The sequence below is a fragment of the Singulisphaera rosea genome (genome assembly GCF_054877945.1).
This window is the reverse complement of record NZ_JBTYIP020000028.1, coordinates 60,526-76,285: the sequence shown is the minus strand read 5'-3', so window position 1 is coordinate 76,285 and position 15,760 is coordinate 60,526. Positions and strand designations below refer to the sequence as shown.

Genomic DNA, 15,760 nt, shown 5'->3' with positions numbered 1-15,760 from the left:
GTCGCAATCATGAGTCGCCTGACCGTCATCTTGGGGACTCGCATAGGGGCTCATTCCTTGATTCAAGACCCTCAACCAAAGGTCGGCCCAAGGAGGACGTCCGACACCTATCACTATTAGGATTTTCGATACTGCGCGAGAGCTGATATCGGGTTTGCCACGGCTCGACGTCGAGGTCTAGTCTTTGCGGAGCGGTTCACGGGGATGCTCGGCGGCGTACTCATAGCGGCGCTTCGATTGTTCAAGAGCTTGGATCAGCCCCCGGGTTGTTTTGAGAACCATGAGGTTGAGGTCATCAACTGCATCCCCCGGCGCGTGGAGCCGCCTCGCCACGTCCTTATTTGCCCACTCACGCAACTGGTCGGCCTCGCTCGCGAAAAGAGCCGCCAATTTGCGGTACTCCGCGGCCCTGTTTCGCATCCTAATCTGGTCGGTGACGCCGAGGGCCAATGCCACGATCGCCACTACGATCATGAGCCGCATGGTGGTGATCCGTAGCCTGGGGAGCCGCATGGGTCGGCCTCGCGTATCAGGCTTCAAGTGGTTGGCTTGGAACTGTAGAGCCAACGAAACCCGATGACAGTCATGAGGATCCCAATTGCCACCACTGCGCCGTCCGACTTCCCTGGTCCGAGGATCGCAATCGCAACCGGGATGTAGACAAGACCGAGCGCAATTTGACACCAGGCAAGGCGCCGATTGAGGTAGCCCTTCGGCTTGCTCGGGTCAGTGGCCATGTGAGTTGCGCTCCGGTGGAACGGCCCTTCCCTCGCTCGAGACCCAGGGGAAGGTTATTGCCCACCCCAATTAAGGGTGGTCTGCAGGCCAAATGTCGTTTCGGTGCCGGCGGGTTAGTAGGGCGAAATGTGTCTCGCCCCGAGTCCAACACGATGGAGGTTCCGATGACAGAGCAGACCGCGATCACAGCCAGCGATCTTTACAGGACCATCAACCAGCGCCCGTTCCTGCCGTTCGAAATCTACCTGACTGACTATAGCAAGGTGGTCGTGTCGAACCGAGATGCGATCGCTTACAGGAAGGGCGGGTCGAAACTCGTCATCCTCAACGATGACGACTCGGCCAAGTGGATCCTGATCGAGCACGTCGTCCAAGTCATGACCCAGGTCGCGGACTAAAGCTGATCGTCAGCAAGGCCCAACCCTCGCCGGTCACTCAAGAACTCAGAAACCCCTATAGGGGTTTCTGAGTGACCTCGGCGGGGTTACTTCTTCTTGGGTTTGCGATCGCTTTGCGCCGGCGGATTGTAAACGACTTGGTAGATCGCAGGGCCAGTCAATCGGGATGACGCCCACCCTGGCCGTCCCCAATCGATTACCGCGCGAGAGTGTACCACGATAGTCGGGCCAATCGTCGGAGCCGCGAGTTCACGTCTTTTCGGATTCGTGCGAAGCAAGGCTGCTGCCGCATCATCCTCTGATGGGATAAACATCTCGGCACCACCATACAAGCGGTGGATTCTGTTAGATGGATCAAGAGGATTTCTAAACTCGCCGCCATCGCACTCGCCAATCTTCGAAGGCTTACTGTCGATCCTGACGATGAGGGTAGCGCCGACATGGATCATGGCGCCCATGGCGTATTCAGGCCAATCTCCTTCTTCCCTCTGCATCCGTTCGTTCTCGGCCTTTTCATGAAGCCGTGCACGATGGATCTCGTCCCGCAAATCCTCGTCGGGGATGGGCTCATGATGGACGGTGATCGGCTGAGGCTCCTCGCTGGGCCTTAGAGAAGTCACTCCCCTGGCTCGCTTCTCCTCCGCCTCACGAGCCTCGCGAATCTCCTCCTCCCACTCCTCCTGGGTCATACGCTCGGATCGGCCTGTAACCGGATTGGTCCGCAACGATTCGGTCGGATGCCTCTCATGCATGGGGGGTCGACGCCAGCGCCATCTATCTCTCTTCCCTTCTTCAGCCCGATTCATTGAGCGTTGCCAGCGGTCGACGTCTTCGCCGGTCAAATCCACACCTTTTAATGCATGGTGGTAACCAAAATCACGCCACCCGAGAGCGATGATATCGAAAGCCAAGTCCCTCGCTTCATCGCCACCCTTATTCAGCCCGCGGATGATTTCAGGGAGGAGCTCGCTTCCCTGCTGGCCCTCCAACGCTAGCGCCCGTAATGCCTCGGTCCTAGTCAGACGTAGGGCGTGGAACAAGTCGACGATCGCAGCCTCGTCTTCCCTAAAATCCTTGTCTGGGAGGTCAGTGGGAGGGGGAAATTCCCTCTCGTCGTCGGCAAGCCAATCCAGTGGCACATCGAACGCTTGCGCCAACTTCAGTGCGTCTGACATATCGGGCAGGGATGTTCCCTTAAACCAAGCGCTCAGCGTGCTCGCGCTTCGACCAACGACAGGGACGAGCCGTCGCTGGCTCCATTCCTTTTGGTTGCAGAGCATTGTGAGTTTGTCGGCGAATTTCATTTGCGGATTCTGGCACGAATTATTCGGCAAGTCCATCCCGTACGCCGGATCGCACGCCGAATCTCAATCGACGCATTGACTGTTCGGTTATCAGAATGTAATATTCGCTTGACCGCACACATTCTTCAGCTCATGAAAGGAAGGAGGTCCCCATTCGCACCATGACGCAAGCCTCGGCGGAGTTGGGGCGGAACCCTCGCGACTCACGGACGTTGATCCTAGCGCGTCGGATTCCGACCATCCACCTGGGAGGATCGATCGGCCTCACGGACGAGGCTTTCGATCAGCTAAAGATCGCCTTCGCGGAGATCGATCGCGAGGCAGAGTTCCGTGGCATCAAGGTGCCGGTTCCCGCCTAATCTCTCGCTCAGAGCAAACCGTTTTCGGTTCGATCCGGCTCGCACGGACCCGGTCAACGTCCGCGCATGGAAAGGGGCCGAGGGTCTTGCCACCCCCCGGCCCTGAGTAGGTTCCCCCGCGTAAGGAGAAGCCTCATGTTTCAGTCTACCGCGCCGATCCGGATCCTTGCACCACGGGAGCGGACGCCCCGCCCCAAGGTGCCTTCACGCGACCCCTCGGCACTGTCAGCCGAGGAGTTGGCCATCAAGCTCGGGCTCGACGAGACGAACCCAGCCGGCGCCGTCGAGAGGGATCCGGCCGAGTGGCCGGACTCCTCGGACTTCTTCTTTTACCACCCGTTCGGGCGTCCGTTGCCCTGACAAAACGTCGGGCCGGGTCCCGACTGGCATCGGTCCCCGGCCCTCTGGTCTCAAACCCCAGGCTCATTTGGAGTCAGACCCGCATGGATCATAGCAGACGAGTCAAGTTCGGCCACCTCATCCCCGCCCAAGTCGGCGGGGACGGTGCCTCGATGGTCGTCCCTCGGCGGAAGGCCCGTTTCCCCTTCGTCGGGAAGCATGTCCATTACGAGATGTGGCCCGACATGCACCTGCAGGTCACCGTCGCGGCCGTGGCCCGCGGAAAGTGGGAGCGTGGCCCCGGCGATTGGGCGGAGGGACTTCACCCGATCGCCGCAGGGCCGATCGTCATCCTCGTTGGGGTTCGATGGGTGTTCAAACCTGGATTCAAGGGGGAGATCGGGGATCTTTTCGACAGGACGTTCGCGAAGGGAGGTGCCGAGTGACCAACCGCATCTTCCGAACGCTGGGGGGCGACGGGGCCTCCCTCGAGTTGCCCGGTTCCTGGCGCGACCTCACCGCGCTCTGGAGCCAACTCTATCGCGACCCCAGCGGCGGCTATCGCGTCCTCTCCGTCTGCGTGGCCTCACGGCTCGCATGGCGGAGACGAGACCTGAGGGAGTGTGTCAGGTTCCGACTGGCCCACCCCTGGGTCATGAAGGCCGGGCCGGTCGTCGTCGTGGTCTCGATCAAGCCGGTCGGGCTGAGCGACTCGGATTGGTCTGACCTCATCACCGAGGACATGACGAGGAGGGGCGCTCGATGAACATGGCCATCAGCCGCGGCAAACGTCGCCCTCGACTCCGCGTGCTCCCCGCGCATTCCCTATCCGCGAGGCCTCGTCGCCTCGTCGGGTTCAAGTTCACCTCTTTCAGCATGAAGGCGATCCTCGAGCATTGGAGCGAGGACGAGTGGTCACTCATGCACGAGGCCGAGAGGCCTGAGGAGGCGCAGCACATCCCCGGATTCGGGTGGATCACGTTGGAGGCCTCGATGCAACGCGACTGGCCGGAATTCGACGCGGTCTTGGCCTCCAATCCGGGGGGCTCGTGATGGCTCGGAACCCACCCGATCCAATCCCCGGCGACGGCACGGGCCTCGTGCTGCAGCGCGTCGCCTCCGAGCTCGCCGGGATCACTCCCTATCAACTCTACCGCCTCGTCGCGGCCCGGCGGATCCGCCGGGTCCGCGTCGGCTATCGATTCCTCGTCTCCCTCGGCGACGCATTGGCCGAGGGGCGACGTCCTCGCTTTGAACGGAGGATCCTCGATTGACAGTCAGCAGCGCCGGGACGAAGAGCATCGCCCAAAGTTGGATGGAACGTGCCGGCGAGCTGGCCGACTGGGTCGAGGCCCACATGGTCAATCGCAGGGATGCGTTCGGCCATTACATCAGGCCCGAGGATCGCCGGGACCCGGACTTGTCGGCGTACACCGACAAGTCCGGCCTGACTCGAGAAGTCCTCGTGAGGCACTTCCGTGCCTCGCACGCCGGAGACGTGATCGGGCTCCATTCGACCGCTCGCGACGAGGCGAGTGGCGATGGAGAGGTTGGCGCGTGCTGGTCGCGGTGGATCGCTGTCGACATCGACCGGCACGACGACGCCACGGATCCGGGCGCGACATGGGAGGCAGCCCACGCCTGGTACGTTGCGTCGCGGTCGATCGGGTTCTCGCCGCTCCTCTTGGACTCCAATGGCCGGGGAGGCTATCACCTCCTCCTCGTCTTCGCCCGGCCCGTCTCGACGGCGAAGGTCTTCAACTTCGGGCGATGGTTGACGAGGGACTGGCAAGCGCAGGGCCTATCGGGACAACCGGAGACCTTCCCGAAGCAATTCGCCATCAAGCTCGGTGGCTATGGGAACTGGCTCCGGCTCCCGGGTCGTCACCACACCCGCGACCACTACTCGCGGGTGTGGGATGGTCTCGGTTGGCTCGAGGGGGATGAGGCCGTTGCGGCGATCCTCGCGACCGGCGGGACACCGGCGGAAGTCATCCCGGCCGAGGCCTTGCGCCCCGAGCCACGCGCCAAGGCTCGAGGGCCGAACCGTCAATGGGACGGCTCGCAGGACGCGACGCTCGCCCGGGACGCGCTCGGTTCGCTCCGCCACGTCGTCGACGAGTATGACGCCTGGATCCAGATCGGCATGAGCTTGACGTCCCTGGGTCCCGAGGGACTCGCGCTCTGGGAGGACTGGTCGGCGCAGGGGGCGAAGTTCGACGAAGGCGCCTGCGAGCGGAAATGGCAGACGTTCTCCCGCGACGGCGGTCTCAAGCTGGGGACCCTCTTCCACGACGCGAAGCTGGTCGGTTGGTCGCGTCCCTTCATTGCAACAAACCATGCCGACGGTCCACCGCCCCGGGAGCACACGGCGAGCGGCAATGGCCGAGGGGGCGGTTCGAACGGCCGGGGGAGCTCCTCGTCTCCGCCCAATGGCGAGGGTGGAGACGAGGAGCCCTCTCATCAGTCGTGGGGGGCGGACGGGCAACCTGAGGAGGGTTTTGTAGGTTCTGTAGGGTCCCAGGGGCAGGACTTCTTTAATTCAGCGCCCCGCCCGATCCGGACGGATCTCCGGCCCGTCCCGCCGATGCGCCTGGAGCTGCTCCCCAAGCCGTTCCGCCCATGGCTCGGGGACATATCGGACCGGGTGGGCTGCTCCCTCGATTTCGTCGCGGTCGCCTCGATGGTCGCGGCGGCAACCGTCATCGGCCGCAAGGTGGCGATCCGCCCCAAGCGGCACGACGACTGGACCGTCGTCCCGAACCTCTGGGGGATGATCGTCGGTCGTCCTGGTCTCCTCAAGACCCCCGCGCTCAACGAGGCCATGAAGCCGCTCCGGCGGTTGGAGGCAATGGCGAGGGAGGACTATGCCGCTCGGATCAAGGAACATCAGGTCAACCTGATCGTGGGGCAGGCCCAGGCCGATGCCGCCAAGGCAAAGTTGAAGAAGGCCGCGGCGAAGGACTTCTCCGCGGAGAACCTCCAGCGGCTCGCCGAGGAGACCCTCGCGGCCGCCGCGGCCGAGGAGCCGAAGGAGCGCCGTTACATCCTGAATGACACGACCGTCGAGAAGCTCGGCGAGGTCCTCAAGGCGAACCCGAATGGCGTCCTCGTCTTCCGGGACGAGCTACTCGGCTTCCTGCGTTCGATGGAGAAGCAAGGGCACGAGTCCGACCGTGCCTTCTACATCGAGGCCTGGAACGGCAACGGGTCGTTCACCTATGACCGGATCGCGAGGGGGACGGTCTATATCCCCTCCGCCGTTGTCTCCGTCTTCGGGGGGACGCAACCCGGCCCCATCGCCCGGTGCATCAGGGAAGGCGTCTCGGGCTCGAATGACGACGGCCTCGTCTCGCGTTTCCAGCTCGGCGTCTTTCCCGACGAAGCTGGGGAGTGGAGGAACGTCGACCACTGGCCTGACACCGCGGCGAAGAACCTGGCCTTCGAAGTCTTCCAATACCTCGACGGGCTCGACGCCCTGGCGATCGGGGCCACGGCCGACCCGGACGACGACGAGGCGCCGCCGTTCATGCGGTTCGACCCCGACGCGCAGGACTTCTTCAACCAGTGGCGGACCGACCTCGAGGTCAACAAGCTCCGATCGGGGCGCGAGACCCCCCAGACCGAATCCCACCTGGCGAAGTACCGGTCGCTCATGCCGTCCCTCGCCCTGATCTTCCACCTGATCGACCTCGCGGGCGGGGCAACCAACGAACACGTTTCGATCCATGCCGCCGGCCGAGCCGCGGCGTGGTGCGACTATCTCGAGGAGCATGCGAAGCGGATCTATCAGCTCGCCTTCGACGGCGACGTCGAGCCGGCCCAGCGCCTGGCGGAACGGATCTCGAACAGCCTCCCCAACCCCTTCACGGTGAGGCAGGTGGTCCAGAAGGGTTGGTCGGGACTGTCGTCGACCGACGAGGTCGAGAGGGCCGTCTCGATCCTCGAGGAGCACGAGTGGATCCAGCGAGAAGAGATTCCTCCCGGGCCGACCGGGGGCCGGAGTAGCGTCATCTACCACATCAACCCCCTCGCTTTCGGGGAGGGCTGATGAAGTATCTCGACGCCTTCCTGGCCAGTCCTCCGCTCCCTGCGAATTCTGAGAATACCTATGGCGACGTGCCTACAAAACCTACAGAACCCCGTTCGGAGCCCTCTGAGGGGGGTTCTGTAGGTTTTGTAGGCACTTACCCCCAGGTATATAAAAAAATCACGGTCCCCCCCCGGGAGGGTGGCGAATTGAGCCTCATGGCCCTCCTCGACGCCGCCCACGCGGCCGGGGTGGCGATCCAGATCGAGGGCTCCCGCGTCCTCGTCGATGGACCGAAGGGCGCCGACTCGCTCGCCCGAAAGGTCCTGGCGCGGAAGGCTGAGATCCTGGCATGGTGGGGACGCGTCGACGGTCGCCCTTCCTCGACGCCCTGGCGTGCCACCGTCGCCGACTGGTCCGTCGCGATCCGAGAGCGCTGGGGTCGCCGGGCCAACCAACTCGAGGACGAAGGCCACGACTGGCGGGAGGCCGAGCGCCTGGCTTTCGAGGAGATCGCTTCCACGTCCCACGAACCTGGAGAGCCCCGATGATCGTTCGCGGCCTCAAGCCCGAAGACATCCTCCTCGTCGGGCGCCTCGTCGTCCTCGACGCGGGTTTGAAGAACACGCGACCGCACCTGGGCCTGGTTGCCTGGTGCCCATTCTGCAAGCGCGAGCACAGCCACGGGTGGGGAGACCCGCCGTTCCGCCGGGACGACGTCTCCCACCGAAACGCGCACTGCAATTCCCCAGCGGCCCCGACTGGCTATTACGTCGGCCTCGACCCTTCGCACGTCAACCACAACGACAAGATCACCAATCAGGTCCGCGTCCTCCAGGAGGGTTGGGACAAGCGCCGGAGGGCCAAGCCATGAGCCGTCGCGAGGGGGCCGACACCGACCGGGTCTTGAAGGCGATCCGCAACCGGATCCGACCGTTGGAGGCGAGCGACCTGGCCGTGGTCACGAAGCTCAAGAAGGGCCGGGTGAAACGCATCTGTCGGCGGCTCGTCGAGTCGGGAGTGGTCGAGGAGTACATGGCCGGGGTCCGAGGCCCCTTCTACAGGTGAGGACCTATGACCGAACCTATCGACGGGAGACATGAGTTGGAAGGCCGGCTTACCCCCGCATCCGACAGTTGGGACCTCCCCGACGTCCCCTTGACCCGAGCCGACGTCCCGGCCGGTGAGAGCATCCGACTCGGCTGGCTCGAGTGGTATCGAGGCTCCCGCAACCGTCCGCTCGTTGGGATCGTCATCCGTTGCCAACGATGCGGGACGGAGCATCGCCACCCCTGGCGCTGGGATTGGGGCCTCTCCGCCGAAGTCGTCAGCCACCAGGCGGCCCAGTGCCGACGCGGGACGAGACTGCCCTACTGGCTGAGCCTCCACCCAGCGGCCGAGGCCCACAACGCCGAAGTCCATCGAGTGGCGCATGAGGCCTATGAATTTTGGGAAGCCAAAATCGCCAGGGAGAAGGCCGAGCGCAAGGCGGAGCGACAAGCGGCCCGCGCCGCCGTCGAGGCCTCTCTCGCAGCCAACCCGTTCATGACTCCGCTCTGGCTCCCACCCGTCGCGGGGCCGAAGCAACCGACCCCGATCGGAGGGCTTGTGCGATGACTGAGACCCGCTATCACTGCGACCGATGCGGAGCCACGATTTTGGAGGAGCGAACCCTCCTGGCCGTCCAGACCGGCCCGCTGCGGACGCGGTTCAAAGAGTTGGACTTCTGTTCGGCATGTAGCCTCGACCTCGTCGGCTGGTTAGCGTCGAGCCAGCTCGCTGAGATCCCAGCGGACTACTCTCCGCCGTCGAGCTGGCCGCCGAACGCGGGTAGGAGCGCTACCGCCCAGGACCTGGGCATAGGGGTGGCGACGTGAGACGACTCGACCACAGCCGGATCGTCCTGGCGCTGGCCGAGCGTCCCCAGACGACGGGCTCGCTGCGGAACTTCGTGACGCCGACGGCCAGTGCCGAGGAGATACATCGAGCGCTCGCCGAGTTCCGGGCGGGCGGGTTCGTCGAGAGCGCGGAGCAGGCGACGCGGACGGGGAAGGTGATGACGGTCTATCGATGGAAGGCGAAGGGAGCATGAAGGTGGCAACGACGACCGACGAATGGATCGGGGTCGCTGAAGTGGCGGCCGAGCTCAAGATCAGCGACCGGGCGGCATGGGCCATGATCCGTAGGATTGGGGTCCCTGTCCTCGAGCCTCAACGCGCCGTCATGGCCGCCGCCCGGTTCCGTCGCTCGGACTGGGAGGCCGCTCGGGATGCCTCGACGAAGCCTCCCGAACCGCGACAGCGCTACACTCGCCCCGCAACCTCCCCCCAGCCTCGGAAGACACCCCAGGCACCCCCGACCCGCGCGAACAAGCTGAGGCAGGCGTAGGATTCGCCTACGCCTTGCCCCTGCTCCGCCGCTTGCCCGTGAGTTCGGAATGCGCTCGCGCCAGGTGGTCGTCGAGGAGATGGCCGTACGTCGTCTCGAGCATGCGGACCGACGTCCCGAGCAACTCCGCCACGGTCGACGCATCGCCCTTGTTCATCAGGTGATCGCTGGCGGTCGTGTGCCTGAGCTGGTACATGACGAAGCGGTTATCACCCACATCCTTGATCATGTCCAACCCCCGCGTCGGCTTCCCCGCCTCTTTCAGCCGCTTCCCCTCGGCGATGGCCTCTTTACGTAGGAGCCTGATCTTCCGCGAGAGCACTGTGGAGTTGGCCTCGAAGCTTGGCCGCCCGTTCGGTGTCGTGGTGAAGGTCCCGTAGGGCTCGCCGACTTCCTTCTCTCCGCCTCGCGCGATCCCTCCCTTGCCTCGCTTGTGGACGAAGATCGAGATCGGGTGTCGGTTGGGGTGCATCCGCTCCCTCTCGAGCGCACTGACGAGGGTGGGGGTCAGGAAGATGACTCGAGACTTGGCCGTCTTGCTCCCGGTCTTGTGGCGGTCGGGTGGGATGGAGATCGTCCCGCGGGTCGCGTCGAAGTCGTCCCACCATGCGGAGCAGAGCTCCCCCGGGCCGAGCCCCGGTGTGGGCGGCAACGCGGACCATCAGGGCCAGGAGCCTCCCGAAGCGCCGGTAGACTCCGACCGACTCGTCGGCTCGACGCCAGGTGTACCGGAGGAACGCGGCGGCCTCCTTGCGCTCGGCATACCGGATGGGCGATCGGCCCACGGAAGGCACCTTGACCTCGGCGAAGGGATTCGAGGCGACGAGCCTCCCCCCTTCCTCCGATGTGGCCCAGGTGAAGGCCGCCTTCACGCTCCGGCAGATCCCGGCGCGGTAGTTATCCGATAACCCCTCTTCCGCCCAGGTGGAGAGCGCCTTGCGGAGATGCTTCGCCTCGAGAGAGGAGACCGGCCTCCCCGCGATGATCCCGCCACCATCCTTCGGATCCCACTCCATCCATGCGACGAGACGCTCCTTGTGGGTGCGGACCGTCCGGGCCTTTACCCCTCTTCCTGCCTTCACGAACGCCGTCGCGATATCCTCGGCAGTCAACTCGATTGGGCGAGTTGCGGCATCCAGGTCTTCTAGGTAAGTCGCGAAGGCATTGGCTATCCCCGAGTGGTCCTCCCGAGCGATCCCCCGGAAATATTTGGTCTTTCCCCCGGTTTCGGTCCGGTAGGCCTGCTCCCGTTTGTCCCAATGGAATGACGCTCGACGCCCCATGTCACGTCCTCCGTCGCACTGTCTAAGTGTACCGTAAGAGGAGTTTAAACCTCTTTTAGGCACCAGTCCAGTGCGCCAATCCGGGGGATAACCGGGGGATTGAATCCGGGGGACGTGATTTCCGGGGGCAATTTTGAGGTGGCTTTCGAAACACAGAACCCCTGGTTTCCCAGGGGTTCGCGATTCAGCGAGGATGATGGGGCTCGAACCCACAACCTCCGGCGTGACAGGCCGGTGCTCTAACCAATTGAGCTACATCCCCTCGCTAGCGGCGACGGAATGTAAGATACAGGACGGAACGCGCGATGTCAAGCACCCGGTAAGAATCGACCCCGTTGTCAGGTTCGGAGGGGCTTGATAGGCTTGCCTAGGTCGAGTGACGACCCGTCGTGCCGACGCGTCGCGTCGGCGGTGCGGCGAGGGCGGCGCGAGTGATCCGATCGGGATGCGCTGCGGGCCAGGGCAAGGGGCGGACGTGCAAATCTCCAAGGCGGTCATCACGGCGGCGGGACGAGGTGCGAGGCAGTATCCGGCGTCGGACACGGTGCAGAAGGCGATGCTCCCCCTGGTCGACCGCGACGGTCTGACCAAGCCGGTCCTCCAGATCATCGCCGAAGAGGCGATCGAGAGCGGGATCGAAGAGGTTTATGTCGTCAGCGCACCGGGCGATGAGGCCGTCTATCGGGGGCATTTCCGCCGGTATGCCGAGAACCTCCGGTCGTCGTTCCGAGGGGTGGAATGGGCGGAGCTCCAGGCCCGACGCCTGGTCGACCTCGAGGAGCGGCTGAGGTTCGCCGTGCAGCCCGACCCCCAGGGGTATGGGCACGCCGTCTGGTGCGCCCGCGAACTCGTCGGGAACGCGCCGTTCTTGCTGCTCCTCGGCGACCACCTCTATATTTCGAGTGAGTCGCGGCGATGTGCCCGGCAGTTGCTCGACCTCGCCGCCGCCGAGGGGTGCGCGGTCTCAGCCGTGCAAGCGACGCGGGAACACCTGATCCGACAGTATGGGACGGTCTCCGGGAAGCGCCGCCAGGATCGGCCCGATGTCTATGTGGTCGATGAGATCATCGAGAAGCCGAACCCGACGCTGGCCGAGCTCCGGCTCCAGGTCCCCGGCCTGCGGACGGGGCACTACCTCTGCTTCTTCGGGGTCCACGTCCTCACGCCGACGGTCTTCGAGCTGCTGGAGGACCTGGTCGCCCGGGATGTCCGGGAGCAAGGGCAGATCCAGCTCACGACCGCGCTCAACGCCCTGGCGAGGCGCGAGGAGTACCTCGCCCTCGAGACCAAGGGGACCCGGCACAACCTCGGCGTCAAATATGGCTTCGTCGAGACCCAGATCGCGCTCGCCTTGGCGGGGGTCGACCGCGAGCGGATGCTCGCCGAGCTCCTCGAGTCGATCGTCAGGATCGAGCAGCATAACGGTCCGGCGAGCCCGGCACCCTGACCTTTAGCAAGGCGGCTCATGAGCCCTCGCGGAACGCTCTTGATCGAAACCATCACGAGCCAGGATCCCTCGTCGCGCGATCGCTCCGTCTACGAGCTGATCGCAGGCGCCGGCCCGGAGGAGGTCTTGCGCGCCTGCGATGACCTCGAAAATTTCCGGCGGTCGGCCGACAACCTCTACGAACGGGTCCGGGCGTCGTTGTTCCTCCACGCGATCTACCGGTTCCGGCTCGAAGACGAGCCGGCGATCCGGGCGACCGGGACGATCCCGTTCGACGGCTTCAAGGACCTCCTGGAACGCCGGTTCGAACAGGCAATCGGCCTGTTCCGAAATGCGATCCGCCGGGAAGGTCTCAACGGGACGGTCGCCAGCGCCCTCTCGCAGGCTTACGAGCAGATCGCCTTCCAGAGCCTGGCCGACCAGGTCCGGCGCTCCGTCCGGAACTGCCAGGGGAATCGTTGGATGTTCCGCGTCGGGCAGGCCGACGAGCACCCGATCCGGATCCACCCCCAACTCCTCGAACGCGAATCCGACCAGGGCCTGTTCCCGATCCTGGTCGAGCGGACCCCGGTCCGCCTCGACCTCTCCCACAGCGCCTGGTCGGACATCTTCTTCCTCGGGATGGACTTCCCCGAGGGAGCGAGAGTCCTCAACATTTCGGTCGACCTCGGCGTCCACGGGCGAGATGACCAGCCCCGGCCGCCGATCGAGACCAGGGTCCGGGTGATCCCCGAGCCCCTGCTTCGGCTCACCAGCATCGACCTCTCGGCGTGCAAGGACGTCACCACGCTCGAGGAGCTCTTCAACTTCGGCAACGACTACCTCGGCCTCGTCAAGGCGGGGATCATCGCCTCGGGGCTGATCCCCCCTTCGTTCGAGGGGACGGCGACCCGCCTGGACGACCTCCTTGGCCGGATCGTCCGGCCCGGTTACGGGTTGGAGGTCGTGAGCAAGGTCAACGACATCCCCAAGGGGTCTCGGCTCGCGGTCTCGACGAACCTGCTTGCGTCGCTGATCAGCCTGCTGATGCGTGCGACCAGCCAGGCGAGGAGCCTCACGGGAGAACTCGAGCCGGAGGAGGCGAAGGTCGTCGTCGCCCGCGCGATCCTCGGCGAATGGCTCGGGGGCTCGGGCGGCGGTTGGCAGGACTCCGGCGGCGTCTTCCCCGGCGTCAAAGTGATCCACGGGGTCCCCGCGGGCGAGACGGACCCCGAGTCGGGCATCAGCCGAGGCCGGCTCCTCCCCAAGCACGAGCTGCTCGACGGCCGCTCCGGGCCTGGGGCTCCCGGGGCCTTTCAGGAAGAGCTGGCGCGGAGCCTCGTCCTCGTCCACGGCGGGATGGCCCAGAACGTCGGGCCGATCCTCAACATGGTCACGGAGAAATACCTGCTCCGCAGCAAGGCGGAGTGGGAGGCCCGGCACGAGGCCCTCCGGATCTTCGAGGAGATCGTGAAAGCGGTCAAGGCGGCCGACGTCCGGGCCCTCGGCCGGCTGACCACCGAGAACTGGGACGGCCCGCTCAAGAAGATCATCCCCTGGGTGAGCAACCGGTTCACCGAGTCGATCATCCGCGAGGCTCGCGAGGTCCTGGGCGAAGACTTCTGGGGCTTCCTGATGCTCGGCGGGATGTCGGGGGGCGGCATGGCGTTCTTCGTCGCGCCCCACCGCCAGGCCGAGTTCCGAGGCGAGATCGCCCGGATCATGAGGAAGGTCAAGGAGAGCCTCGACGACGCCCTGCCCTTCGCCATGGAGTCGGTCGTCTACGACTTCCGCGTCAACCCGCACGGGACCTTCGCCGAGCTCCACGAGGGGGCCGAGGCGATGATGCCCGCCCGGTACTACACCCTCCAGGTCCCCCGGATGATCGCCGAGGGAACGGCCGGACTCGACCCGTTGCGGATGTCGGACGTCGACCACTTCGCCAATCAGAGCCGAGACACCGGGGAGCTGCTCCGGGTCTTTCGGACCATGATCAATAACCTCTTCCCGGTCACACGCTCGGCCGCCGACTCGGCTTCGAGCTCCTGGGACGAGGCGGCGGCCAGGATCCGCAAGGAAAACGGGTTCGACGCCGTCCAGCACAACCAGCTCCGCGACGACATCCAGCGCGGGCGGATCGGCCTGGCGCGGAATCGCCTCCCCGTCGATAGCGATATCCGCGACGTCGAGGACTCCGACCTGATCTTCGCCGAGCACAGTCTCCTGCCCCAACGGGCCATCGACCTCGGGGCCGAGGCGATCCGGGCCGGCGAGGTGGCCGTCGTCTCGCTCGCGGCGGGGGTCGGGAGCCGATGGACCTCCGGCGCCGGCGTGGTCAAGGCGGTCAACCCGTTCGTCATGCTCGCGGGACGCCACCGGAGCTTCCTCGAGCTCCACCTGGCCAAGACCACTCGGGTCCAGCGCCTCTACTCGACGACCATCCCGCACGTGGTCACGACGAGCTACCTGACCCACTCCGCGATCGAGCGGCACCTCGAGCAAGAGCGGAACTACGGGCACCAGGGCCCGGTCTACCTCTCACGCGGGCAGTCGATCGGCCAGCGCTTGATCCCGATGGCCCGCGACCTGACCTTCCTTTGGGAAGAAGGGGCCCACGAGACTCTCGATGAGAACAAGCAGAAGGTCCGCGAGGCCGGCCGTCGGGCGATCCTCGATTGGGCACGCTCGCAAGGCGAAGGGGCGGATTACACCGACAACGTCCCGATCCAGCGCTTCAACCCGCCGGGGCACTTCTACGAAGTCCCCAACCTCCTGCGGAACGGGGTGCTCGCCCGGATGCTCGCGGAGTACCCCCGCCTCCGCTGGCTCATGGTCCACAACATCGACACGCTCGGCGCGGACATCGACCCCGGGACCCTCGGCCTGGTGATCGAGAGCCGGGCCACCTTGAGCTTCGAGGTGATCGCCCGGCGGATCGAAGATCGAGGCGGCGGCCTGGCCAGGGTCGGCGGCCGGCCCAGGCTGCTCGAGGGGCTGGCGTCGCCGCGCGAGGACACCGAGTTCAAGCTCCGCTATTACAACTCGAACACGAACTGGGTCGACATCGACGGCCTCTTGACCGCCTTCGGCCTGACCCGGGCCGACTTGCAAGGCGACCCGTCCAAGGTTGCCGACGCCGTACGGGCGATGGCCTCGCGGGTCCCGACTTACGTGACGATTAAGGACGTCAAGCGGCGCTGGGGGCACGGGCAAGAAGACGTCTTCCCGGTCGCCCAGTTCGAGAAACTCTGGGGCGACCTGACGTCCCTCTCCGGCCTCCCCTGCTCGTTCCTCGCCGTGCATCGTCGACGAGGCCAGCAACTCAAGGACACGGCCCAACTCGACGGTTGGGCTAACGACGGGAGCCGCGACTACGTCCGGTCGTTGTGCGAATTCACCTCCTAAAACTCGCGGCGGGTGACGTCGCGGCGTTTTGGGTGTCTCTAATCACATCGTTGTGATGAACACGTCACGAGCCGACACCTGGGTCGGACG

The 15,760-nt window shown here is 65.1% G+C and carries 19 protein-coding genes and 1 tRNA gene; 16 read left to right on the top strand and 4 right to left on the bottom strand.

Annotation, left to right across the window (positions count from 1 at the left end; all coding sequences use genetic code 11):
• Nucleotides 1–177: 177 nt before the first annotated feature.
• The gene (locus tag ACYOEI_RS32460) at nucleotides 178–483 is read right to left on the bottom strand and encodes a hypothetical protein (RefSeq protein WP_462854076.1); all 306 of its coding nucleotides are present in this window, start codon (nucleotides 481–483) and stop codon (nucleotides 178–180) included.
• Nucleotides 484–902: 419 nt separating this feature from the next.
• On the opposite strand from ACYOEI_RS32460, the gene ACYOEI_RS32455 reads away from it, so the two are divergent.
• Nucleotides 903–1,136: a hypothetical protein gene (locus ACYOEI_RS32455; protein ID WP_462854075.1), complete on the top strand. Its 234-nt coding sequence runs from the start codon at nucleotides 903–905 to the stop codon at nucleotides 1,134–1,136.
• 86 nt (nucleotides 1,137–1,222) lie between these two features.
• Here ACYOEI_RS32455 and ACYOEI_RS32450 read toward each other — a convergent pair whose 3' ends face one another.
• Nucleotides 1,223–2,440, bottom strand: a complete 1,218-nt coding sequence (locus ACYOEI_RS32450; protein ID WP_462854074.1) for a helix-turn-helix domain-containing protein — start codon at nucleotides 2,438–2,440, stop codon at nucleotides 1,223–1,225.
• Between the two features lie 494 nt (nucleotides 2,441–2,934).
• Here ACYOEI_RS32450 and ACYOEI_RS32445 point away from each other — a divergent pair, with 494 nt between their 5' ends.
• From ACYOEI_RS32445 to ACYOEI_RS32390, 12 genes are all read left to right on the top strand, one after another.
• Nucleotides 2,935–3,159: a hypothetical protein gene (locus tag ACYOEI_RS32445; RefSeq protein ID WP_462854072.1), complete on the top strand. Its 225-nt coding sequence runs from the start codon at nucleotides 2,935–2,937 to the stop codon at nucleotides 3,157–3,159.
• A gap of 83 nt (nucleotides 3,160–3,242) precedes the next feature.
• A complete protein-coding gene (locus tag ACYOEI_RS32440; RefSeq protein ID WP_462854071.1) occupies nucleotides 3,243–3,584 on the top strand; it encodes a hypothetical protein in 342 nt (113 codons plus the stop codon).
• On the top strand, nucleotides 3,581–3,904 hold the full coding sequence (locus tag ACYOEI_RS32435) for a hypothetical protein (protein ID WP_462854070.1): 324 nt from the start codon (nucleotides 3,581–3,583) through the stop codon (nucleotides 3,902–3,904). The genes ACYOEI_RS32440 and ACYOEI_RS32435 overlap by 4 nt, the downstream gene beginning before the upstream one ends.
• Nucleotides 3,901–4,191 carry a hypothetical protein gene (locus tag ACYOEI_RS32430; protein ID WP_462854069.1) on the top strand — a complete coding sequence of 97 codons (291 nt, stop codon included), beginning with the start codon at nucleotides 3,901–3,903 and terminating at the stop codon, nucleotides 4,189–4,191. The genes ACYOEI_RS32435 and ACYOEI_RS32430 overlap by 4 nt, the downstream gene beginning before the upstream one ends.
• Complete coding sequence (locus tag ACYOEI_RS32425; RefSeq protein ID WP_462854068.1) at nucleotides 4,191–4,412, top strand: hypothetical protein; 222 nt, start codon at nucleotides 4,191–4,193, stop codon at nucleotides 4,410–4,412. Before ACYOEI_RS32430 ends, ACYOEI_RS32425 begins: the two co-directional genes overlap by 1 nt.
• A complete protein-coding gene (locus ACYOEI_RS32420) occupies nucleotides 4,409–7,189 on the top strand; it encodes a DUF3987 domain-containing protein (RefSeq protein ID WP_462854067.1) in 2,781 nt (926 codons plus the stop codon). Before ACYOEI_RS32425 ends, ACYOEI_RS32420 begins: the two co-directional genes overlap by 4 nt.
• Before the next feature lie 188 nt (nucleotides 7,190–7,377).
• Nucleotides 7,378–7,719, top strand: a complete 342-nt coding sequence (locus tag ACYOEI_RS32415) for a hypothetical protein (protein ID WP_462854066.1) — start codon at nucleotides 7,378–7,380, stop codon at nucleotides 7,717–7,719.
• The gene (locus ACYOEI_RS32410) at nucleotides 7,716–8,042 is read left to right on the top strand and encodes a hypothetical protein (RefSeq protein ID WP_462854065.1); all 327 of its coding nucleotides are present in this window, start codon (nucleotides 7,716–7,718) and stop codon (nucleotides 8,040–8,042) included. The genes ACYOEI_RS32415 and ACYOEI_RS32410 overlap by 4 nt, the downstream gene beginning before the upstream one ends.
• Nucleotides 8,039–8,236, top strand: coding sequence for a hypothetical protein (locus tag ACYOEI_RS32405; protein WP_462854064.1), 198 nt, complete (start codon nucleotides 8,039–8,041; stop codon nucleotides 8,234–8,236). Before ACYOEI_RS32410 ends, ACYOEI_RS32405 begins: the two co-directional genes overlap by 4 nt.
• Nucleotides 8,237–8,242: 6 nt before the next feature.
• The gene (locus ACYOEI_RS32400; RefSeq protein ID WP_462854063.1) at nucleotides 8,243–8,785 is read left to right on the top strand and encodes a hypothetical protein; all 543 of its coding nucleotides are present in this window, start codon (nucleotides 8,243–8,245) and stop codon (nucleotides 8,783–8,785) included.
• A gap of 256 nt (nucleotides 8,786–9,041) precedes the next feature.
• Entirely contained in the window at nucleotides 9,042–9,260 is a 219-nt protein-coding gene (locus ACYOEI_RS32395; protein WP_462854062.1) for a hypothetical protein, read from the top strand.
• Nucleotides 9,261–9,262: 2 nt separating this feature from the next.
• Complete coding sequence (locus ACYOEI_RS32390) at nucleotides 9,263–9,556, top strand: hypothetical protein (protein ID WP_462854060.1); 294 nt, start codon at nucleotides 9,263–9,265, stop codon at nucleotides 9,554–9,556.
• Nucleotides 9,557–9,563: 7 nt separating this feature from the next.
• On the opposite strand, the gene ACYOEI_RS32385 is transcribed toward ACYOEI_RS32390, so the two are convergent.
• A complete protein-coding gene (locus ACYOEI_RS32385) occupies nucleotides 9,564–10,208 on the bottom strand; it encodes a hypothetical protein (RefSeq protein WP_462854059.1) in 645 nt (214 codons plus the stop codon).
• Nucleotides 10,209–10,306: 98 nt separating this feature from the next.
• Here ACYOEI_RS32385 and ACYOEI_RS32380 point away from each other — a divergent pair, with 98 nt between their 5' ends.
• Nucleotides 10,307–10,453: a hypothetical protein gene (locus ACYOEI_RS32380; protein ID WP_462854058.1), complete on the top strand. Its 147-nt coding sequence runs from the start codon at nucleotides 10,307–10,309 to the stop codon at nucleotides 10,451–10,453.
• A gap of 574 nt (nucleotides 10,454–11,027) precedes the next feature.
• On the opposite strand, the gene ACYOEI_RS32375 is transcribed toward ACYOEI_RS32380, so the two are convergent.
• A tRNA-Asp gene (locus ACYOEI_RS32375) sits at nucleotides 11,028–11,101 on the bottom strand.
• A gap of 213 nt (nucleotides 11,102–11,314) precedes the next feature.
• Between ACYOEI_RS32375 and ACYOEI_RS32370 the strand changes: the two genes are divergently transcribed.
• Together ACYOEI_RS32370 and ACYOEI_RS32365 are read left to right on the top strand one after the other, a co-directional pair.
• A complete protein-coding gene (locus ACYOEI_RS32370; RefSeq protein ID WP_462854056.1) occupies nucleotides 11,315–12,286 on the top strand; it encodes a UTP--glucose-1-phosphate uridylyltransferase in 972 nt (323 codons plus the stop codon).
• Nucleotides 12,287–12,304: 18 nt separating this feature from the next.
• The gene (locus tag ACYOEI_RS32365) at nucleotides 12,305–15,670 is read left to right on the top strand and encodes a UTP--glucose-1-phosphate uridylyltransferase (protein ID WP_462854054.1); all 3,366 of its coding nucleotides are present in this window, start codon (nucleotides 12,305–12,307) and stop codon (nucleotides 15,668–15,670) included.
• Nucleotides 15,671–15,760 lie beyond the last annotated feature (90 nt).